Source organism: Streptomyces sp. NPDC050759 (assembly GCF_044456945.1).
Lineage (GTDB): Bacteria > Actinomycetota > Actinomycetes > Streptomycetales > Streptomycetaceae > Streptomyces.
In genome coordinates, this window is sequence record NZ_JBITGI010000052.1 from 1 (window position 1) to 1,086 (window position 1,086).

General features: G+C 69.6%; 1 protein-coding gene. It reads left to right on the forward strand.

Going from position 1 to position 1,086, the window contains the following annotated elements; all coding sequences use genetic code 11:
• Positions 1–6 precede the first annotated feature (6 nt).
• Positions 7–1,086: type I polyketide synthase (locus ACIBJB_RS47495; RefSeq protein WP_398940394.1), on the forward strand; the 1,080-nt coding region annotated here is incomplete at its 3' end.

The window sequence follows — 1,086 nt, forward strand, 5'->3', positions numbered from 1 at the left end:
GTCGTGGTGACGGGTGGGACGGGGTTGTTGGGTGGGTTGGTGGCGCGGTGGTTGGTGGAGCGGTGGGGTGTGGGGTGTGTGGTGTTGGCGAGTCGGGGTGGGTTGGGTGCGGTGGGGGCTGGGGAGTTGGTGGCGGAGTTGGAGGGGTTGGGGGCTCGGGTTGAGGTGGTGGCGTGTGATGTGGGGGTGCGGGATGAGGTGGTGCGGTTGGTGGAGGTGGCTTCTGGGTTGGGGCCGGTGACGGGTGTGGTGCATGCGGCGGGGGTGTTGGGGGATGTGCCGGTGTTGGGGATGGGTGCGGGGGATGTGGAGGGTGTGTTCGGGGCGAAGGTGGGTGGGGCGTGGTGGCTGCATGAGGTGACGGCGGGTCTGGATCTGTCGGCGTTTGTGGTGTTCTCGTCGGTGGCCGGGGTGCTGGGGAATGCGGGGCAGGGGAATTATGCGGCGGCGAATGTGTGGCTGGATGCGTTGGTGGCGCGGCGGCGGGCTTTGGGGTTGGCGGGGGTTTCGTTGGCGTGGGGTTTTTGGGGTGAGCGCAGTGGTCTGACCGGGGGTTTGGGTGAGGGGGATGTGGCGCGGATCGGTCGGTCGGGGCTGCGGGCGATGGATTCGGGTGAGGCGTTGGGGTTGTTTGATGCGGCGTTGGGGCTGGGGCGGGGTGTGGTGGTGCCGGCGCAGTTGGACAGGCGTGCGCTGGGGGGGTTGGCGCGGTCGGGTGGGCTGCCGGCGGTGTTGCGGCAGTTGGTCCGGGTTCCGGCGCGGCGAATCGCGGATGCGGGTGCGGCGGGTGCGGGTTCTGGTGGGTTGGCGGAGCGACTGGCGGGGCTGGGCGAGCGGGAGCAGTTGGAGGTGCTGGCGGAGCTGGTGGCGGTGCAGGTGGCGACGGTGCTGGGGTTTGCGGATGCGGAGATGGTGGACGGGCAGCGGGCGTTCAAGGACCTGGGTTTTGACTCGCTGACGGCGGTGGAGCTACGGAACCGGCTGTCGGCCGCGGTCGGTCTGCGGCTGCCGGCGACGCTGGTATTCGACCATCCCACCCCGCAGGCCATCACCCGCTACCTCCACAACGAACTCGCACCCCAACAA